Raw genomic sequence first — 5,713 nt, 5'->3', positions numbered from 1 at the left:
GACACCCCGAACCTCGGCGACGGCGGGAACGACCAACCCAACCCCTCGAACCTCGGCGACACCCCGAACCTCGGCGACACCCCGAACCTCGGCGACGGCGGGAACGACCAACCCAACCCCTCGAACCTCGGCGACACCCCGAACCTCGGCGACGGCGGGAACGACCAACCCAACCCCTCGAACCTCGGCGACGGCGAATCGTAGATCCTCAGCTTGTTCCTTAACCTCGCGCCTGATCGAGTGTGAGGTTAAGAAACAAGCTGATCATCAGCGCGGCGCAGGAGCTGTGGGACGACAACGAGGCGCTGGGGAAGTTCCTCGGCGTGGTGCGGCGCGGCGCGGGGTGGACGCAGCTGGCCGACGAGCTGGAGAAGGACCGGCTGGCGAACGCCACGTTCTACGGCGTGAAAAGCGCTGAGTTTCGGCGGACGAAACTCACCGGTCGAACTCACCATCGCGGACAGCGTTCTCACCAGCCCGCCCGGGGTGCCCAAGGCGGATCACTGCGAGGTCAGCTCCGGTCGTCCGATACCGCGGAGGCGGCCAGACCCCCAGGGCCGAGCCGACGACGGGAGGACGGCACTGCCGACGCCTCGGACACCTCGGCGGCGGGCAGCGGCTCCAGGAACGGGGCCCGCTCGACCGCGAGCAGCCGGGCCCCGCCGGACGACGGGACGGGGGTGTCGGTGGCGGGCTCGGAGAAGGGCCGCCACAGCGGGCGCCGGTCGGAACTCATGATCGCCAGTCTCCCAGGTCCGTCCACCCGGCCACGCCGAACACCGAACTTGGCAGGCACCAGCCGGGCACGATGGAGACAGGCACAGGGCAAGGGGAGCAGCGATGCGTACCGGGGACGTCGTGGTCGGCGGGACCTACATCGCGAGCATCCCCCAGCGGCTTCCGGAGGAGCTGCGCCGTCCGGGAGACACGCCCGGGCAGTGGCGGGCGAACATGCAGCTGCACCTGGTCCGCGGCCGGCGCATCACGGTGACGGTGACCGGCTTCGGCGAGGAGCCCGGCACGGTGCAGGTCAGCCGTGACCTCCCGGCCGTCCGCGTCAGACTGCGCCTGAGCGCCGAACAGGCCGCGGCCCTCGATCTCGCCGAAGGCCAGGAGTACGAGATCACCGGCATCGTGACCGACACGGACGGGCAGGCCATCGCGTTCCCCGGCACGGTCGCCCACACCATCCCGGCCCGCTGGCTGCGCCCGCCCGGCGAGCGCCTGGTGCTCCACCCGGACACGGACCTCTTCCACCGGGCGCTGGTGTGCCGGGACGCGGACGGGATGACGCCGCCGGAGATCGACCGGGCGGCGGAGAAGGCGCTGGAACAGCTCCAGCGCGTCCGGGGCCTGGCCCTGGAGGACCCGAACGTCGACCAATCGGTCCTCACTGCCGAGGCGGACCACAAGGAGTGGCTACGGATCGCCGGGCGGGTGCGGGCGACCGGGCTCGCCGTCTACGACCCGCGCACCGACCCGGACGCCGTGGAACACCCGCCGCTGATCCGGTTCCGGGAGCCCTGACGAAGGCTGGCAGCCGGTTGCGGTCGGCTGTCCCAGCCCTGTCCCAGGTCCGGACGCAGAACGTCGCGACCTGGGGTTTCAGGGTGGGACCGTCCTAGCGAATCGGGCATACCGGGCGGGCTGAGACAGGGTGTGTCTCAGCTTTGTCCCAGGCCGACGGCGGCGCGGTGCCCGCCGGTGATGGCCCAGAGGTGTGCGTCCCGGGACCGGCGGGCACCGGCAGCAGCGTAGCGGTGGCGGCCCGGAGGCCCTTGTTCTACGGCGCGGGGGGCGGCGGGTCTTCGGGGACGACGGCGGCGATCCGCACGGTCGGCGGCCAGGGCGGGGCGGGGGCGTAGGCGTGGACCACGTTGAGGGCCGGGCAGGCGGTGGCGGGGGCTGCCTCGATGCGGGTGGAGTACAGCTCGACCTGCTGGCCACCCTCGGTGACGGCGCGGATCGGAGGGCCGAGCCGCGGCCGGTGTTCGAGTTCGGCGCGCGGCGCTCCCAGGGCCTCGGTGGCGCCGAGTTCCTTGGCGCGCTGGGCGGTGCGGTCGGTGATCACGGCGACCGTCGGGTGGCCCGGCTGTTGGTACTGGTCGGCTCACTCGGCGCCCTGCCGCGCCAGGAGGTCGGCGACGGCCTGGTCGACGGCGTCGAACGTCTCCGGGTCGGCGGCGAGCAGCACGCGGCCGCGGTAGGCGGCGACGGTCTCGGCGACCGCGTGTCCCAGACCGGTGCCGTGCCGTCGGCCCGCCCGGGGGTGCGACCTACGATGGGCCGGTGTCCGACACCGATTTCCCCGCTGACCTGCTCGAACTCCAGCGCCGCTGGTTCACCGCCGAGGCCGACTGGGCCGGCGACCCGACCGAGGAGACACGGGCCTCGTTCTCGGTGGTCAGCGCCGAGCTGTACGCCCACCCGTACTGGGCCGGGGTGGACAACCGGCACAAGGCCGAGATGAAGCTCAAGCAGGCAGCACGCCCGGACGGCGGCGCTGCGCCCGCGGCTTGACCGCGGGCCGGATGCCTCGGTGTCGTGTTGTCAGCCCGCCAGCCGCGTGGTGGCCGTGTCGAGGGTGAGGCGGGTGGCCTGGTCGTGGATGACGAGACCTCCGGTCTTGCTCGACAAGCAGGCCCTTGGGGTGGGGCAGTGCTCGCGGTGCGGGCGCCGCCCCAAGGGGCAAAGCGCTACTTGAGCAGCTGGCGTATGCGCTCGGCCACCGCGTCTTCCCAGATGTCGACTGCGGCCCGCCGCAGGGCCGGCACCTCTGCCGAGTGCATTCCCGCGATGGCGAAGTCGAAGTTGTGATCGTCCGAGACCAGCAGCCAGCCGACGTCCAGGACCTGGAACCGCAGTGCGTCGACTGTCACGCCGTCGACCAGGACGGTGGTCCTGCTTGTCGGCATTGCCGCGTCCAGCGGCAGCAGTGCCTCGCTGAGGCGCCGGAAAGCATCCGGGTCGTGATCCGATTCCAGTTGCCCCAGTTCTTGTATGAAGTCGTTCAGTGCCACTCCGGAGAAGTTCCAGTGCCCGACTCCCCGGAAGGAGGGCGGAAAGGAATAGGCGGCGACCCATTCCTGCGGGTACCTTGAGCCCCGCAGAAGCCGTACGCTCTGCAGGGAGTTTCCGCCTTCCATGGTGACCCGGGTGGCTTCGGGACGCGCCGGGGCTGAACTCACCGTGTCCCACAGGGGGAAATCGATATCCGTCACGTGGTACCTCCCACTCGGTCTCCAGGATTTCCGTACCGGCAGGCTATCGCGCTCAGGCGTCGATACTCGTGTAGTAGTCCGTGCCCTGGGGGCCGAGCACGCGCAGCGTCCAGTGTCCGGGGGTCGGGCAGAAGGACATGGTCGAGGTCATGGCGCTCCCCCAGCCGCCTGCCTCGCGTTGCTGGACGGTGGCACCGTTCCGGTCGAGATAGGCGGTGACGTGGACTTGCCCGGGCCAGCCGTTCGTCCAGCCTCGTGCCGACATGACTCCGTCCGAGTACGTCAGGCTTCCGCCGGTGTTTCCCGTTGCGGCATGAGCCTGTACCGGCACGAGTGCCAGCCCCGCCGCCGCAACGGAAAGAACAGCAGCCCTGGGAATAAAAGTAACCGCACGCATGGAATCCGGGATCTCCGTCCTGTGAAAAGCCGCCGGAAGGGTGCGGGTCGAAATTTCCGTGGCCCGCCCCCGCGGCCCTTGCTTCGTCGCAACATTTTCATCCCGGCGGCGCCGAGGGAAGATTGCGAGGATTTTTGATCCACAAACATGACCTAGGTCCTTTGATTTCAAGTCCAAAGTCACCGGTCGACCGCAACGGAAATGGATGAAGGTGAACCCATTCAACCGTCATGGGCGCCTGACACGGCTGCCCTGACGTCAGAATGGTTGACGGGTTTGGGTGGCGGCAGGAGGTCCTGACGCCGTGGTGTCTGTGGGGAAGGTGTTGACGTGGAGTCGGACATGACGGCGGACGTGCCGGAGGAGCACGTCGGTGAGCTGCGGGCGCTGGCGGGCAGCGGGGCCGAGCTGGAGGGCCCGTGGCACCGGCACGACGGCCGGGGCGGCCGGGCCCGGGCCGTGGCCGGGAGGGCGAGCTGCTCGTGCGGCTGGCGCGGGCGGGAGATGGTCGCGCTCGACTTCACCGGGCAGGCCGTCACGGACGGGCCCGGGTCGGACTGGTACACGGCATGGGAGCAGCACCTGGCCCTGGCCCTGGGCGACCAGGTCCCCGAGGACGTCCTGCGGCTGATCGAGCAACTGCGGCGCCGTCTCCAGGGCCTGACCGCCGAGCGCCCCCTCGCGGCGGTCCGGGCCGCCGACCAGGTCGAGCGGATGGGCCGGGCGGAGATGTCCGACGCGGTCAAGGCGGCACGGGCCGGGCGGGCGAGCTGGCAGAACATCGGCGACGCCGCCCAGGTCACACGGCAGACCGCTCACCAGCGGTTCGCCACGGCGACACCGCAGGCCTGACGACGGCGCGGTGCCGGGCGGGCCCTGTCCGGCGACCGCAGCCGCGGACAACCAGGCGGTGTCCTGGCGATCAGTTGGGTCGTTGACAGGACTCTAGGACTTAGGGGTGATCTGACGGACGTGCGCCGGCCAGTCGCACAGGTTGGTCTCAGGGTTGAAGACGAGGCCGGCCGGGCACTGCATCTCGACCGGTTGGAGGTCGGAGGTGCACTCGTAGAACTTCGAGGGGTCGGTCGGGTCGGGGAGTAGCTGGCTGTCGAACTCGCACAGGGGCTTCGTCTCACTCATGCGACCGTTTCTACCGTGTCGGTGCGGGGCATAGCGGGACTTCGGAGAATCGAGCGTGCCCGGTCCAGTGCTCCCGGAGGCTCCGACCGGACAGCTGGTTCGCCTCAAGGGCCCAGGTGACGACTGGCTGGCCGAAGCCCAAGCGTGTGCCACCGCTCCGCTGCCGCCAAGAGCCGACGCCGCCCACCGCCCAGGCCCGGGCATCCCCGACGGGTCGGTGACGGGCAGCGCCCGCTCCCCGGCAGGGACCGGCGAACGGCTACGTCGAGGCCTTCGGCACCCCGGCCGCCCGTGGCCGCGGACCGACTACAGGTGCGGGCCGACCCGCAGCACGGTGACCACCGAACCGCCCGGCTCATCGCGGCCGGTGGCGCGGTCGGCGGGGCCCCAGGTCCAGTGGAGGCGCCAGGCGCCGGCGCCCTGGTCGACGTAGGAGGTCCAGGCGGCGGTGTGCTCATGTCCGGGCAGACCGGGGTAGCGGTGGGAGTTCAGGCCGGGGTGGTGCGGGTCGGCGGCCAGGCGCTCCAGGGCGCGGCGGACCCGGCGCAGCCGGCGGGCGTCGGCGCGGCGACCCTTCTCCAGGCGGGCCAGGGCGCGGGCGGCGGCGGGGGTGTAATGCAGCGTCGGCATCGGGGCGGTCTCCTTCGACGGGGGGCATGCAGAAGGGCCCGCCCCGTCGCACGGGGTGGGCCCTGGAAGTCGCCGGGCGGCCCGGCCTCTCTGTCTGTCCTGGGGTCAGTTCTGGCTGTCGGCCTGGGCGATGCACTGGACGTCCAGCTGGTCAGCCAAGTGCTCCAAGACGGCCCCCAGGCCCGTGGCGGTGACCGGGTCCAGGCCGGGCACGCCGCCGGCCGCCCAGTTGGCTTTAACCACGAGTTGTGACGTCAGTTGTTCACGAGTTTGGGAGGCACCCCGAACCACGGACGGGTGATGTTCACGAGTTTTGACGTCACCG

11 protein-coding genes are annotated in these 5,713 nt (G+C 71.0%); 4 read left to right on the top strand and 7 right to left on the bottom strand.

The genetic code is table 11. From position 1 onward, the window contains the following. A partial coding sequence (locus tag ABTZ03_RS42325) for a hypothetical protein (RefSeq protein WP_502894767.1) occupies positions 1-204 on the top strand: 204 nt, incomplete at its 5' end. 307 nt (positions 205-511) lie between these two features. Here the strand turns inward: ABTZ03_RS42325 and ABTZ03_RS42320 are convergent. After that, entirely contained in the window at positions 512-736 is a 225-nt protein-coding gene (locus tag ABTZ03_RS42320; protein WP_350518597.1) for a hypothetical protein, read from the bottom strand. A 104-nt stretch (positions 737-840) separates the two neighbouring features. Between ABTZ03_RS42320 and ABTZ03_RS42315 the strand changes: the two genes are divergently transcribed. Continuing rightward, positions 841-1,527: a hypothetical protein gene (locus ABTZ03_RS42315; RefSeq protein WP_350518596.1), complete on the top strand. Its 687-nt coding sequence runs from the start codon at positions 841-843 to the stop codon at positions 1,525-1,527. A 256-nt stretch (positions 1,528-1,783) separates the two neighbouring features. Here the strand turns inward: ABTZ03_RS42315 and ABTZ03_RS42310 are convergent, their stop codons facing one another. Then, positions 1,784-2,071, bottom strand: coding sequence for a hypothetical protein (locus tag ABTZ03_RS42310; protein WP_350518595.1), 288 nt, complete (start codon positions 2,069-2,071; stop codon positions 1,784-1,786). A gap of 218 nt (positions 2,072-2,289) precedes the next feature. On the opposite strand from ABTZ03_RS42310, the gene ABTZ03_RS42305 reads away from it, so the two are divergent. Next, positions 2,290-2,520 (top strand): DUF8825 domain-containing protein, encoded by a 231-nt coding sequence (locus ABTZ03_RS42305; protein ID WP_350518594.1) that lies wholly within the window; start codon positions 2,290-2,292, stop codon positions 2,518-2,520. Positions 2,521-2,696: 176 nt separating this feature from the next. Here ABTZ03_RS42305 and ABTZ03_RS42300 read toward each other — a convergent pair whose 3' ends face one another. Both ABTZ03_RS42300 and ABTZ03_RS42295 read right to left on the bottom strand, forming a co-directional pair. Further along, positions 2,697-3,221 carry a hypothetical protein gene (locus tag ABTZ03_RS42300; protein ID WP_350518593.1) on the bottom strand — a complete coding sequence of 175 codons (525 nt, stop codon included), beginning with the start codon at positions 3,219-3,221 and terminating at the stop codon, positions 2,697-2,699. A gap of 52 nt (positions 3,222-3,273) precedes the next feature. After that, complete coding sequence (locus ABTZ03_RS42295; RefSeq protein ID WP_350518592.1) at positions 3,274-3,486, bottom strand: hypothetical protein; 213 nt, start codon at positions 3,484-3,486, stop codon at positions 3,274-3,276. Positions 3,487-3,960: 474 nt separating this feature from the next. Between ABTZ03_RS42295 and ABTZ03_RS42290 the strand changes: the two genes are divergently transcribed. Then, the gene (locus ABTZ03_RS42290) at positions 3,961-4,470 is read left to right on the top strand and encodes a hypothetical protein (protein ID WP_350518591.1); all 510 of its coding nucleotides are present in this window, start codon (positions 3,961-3,963) and stop codon (positions 4,468-4,470) included. Between the two features lie 93 nt (positions 4,471-4,563). Here the strand turns inward: ABTZ03_RS42290 and ABTZ03_RS42285 are convergent, their stop codons facing one another. From ABTZ03_RS42285 to ABTZ03_RS42275, 3 genes are all read right to left on the bottom strand, one after another. Beyond that, positions 4,564-4,758, bottom strand: coding sequence for a carbohydrate-binding module family 14 protein (locus ABTZ03_RS42285; protein ID WP_350518590.1), 195 nt, complete (start codon positions 4,756-4,758; stop codon positions 4,564-4,566). A gap of 306 nt (positions 4,759-5,064) precedes the next feature. Continuing rightward, positions 5,065-5,388, bottom strand: coding sequence for a hypothetical protein (locus ABTZ03_RS42280; protein ID WP_350518589.1), 324 nt, complete (start codon positions 5,386-5,388; stop codon positions 5,065-5,067). Positions 5,389-5,493: 105 nt separating this feature from the next. Beyond that, positions 5,494-5,713: hypothetical protein (locus tag ABTZ03_RS42275; protein ID WP_350518588.1), on the bottom strand; the 220-nt coding region annotated here is incomplete at its 5' end.

This window comes from Kitasatospora sp. NPDC096077, assembly GCF_040303245.1.
Taxonomy (GTDB): domain Bacteria; phylum Actinomycetota; class Actinomycetes; order Streptomycetales; family Streptomycetaceae; genus Kitasatospora.
Note: the sequence above shows the minus strand (reverse complement) of the source record. Positions and strands in the feature narration are given on the sequence as shown.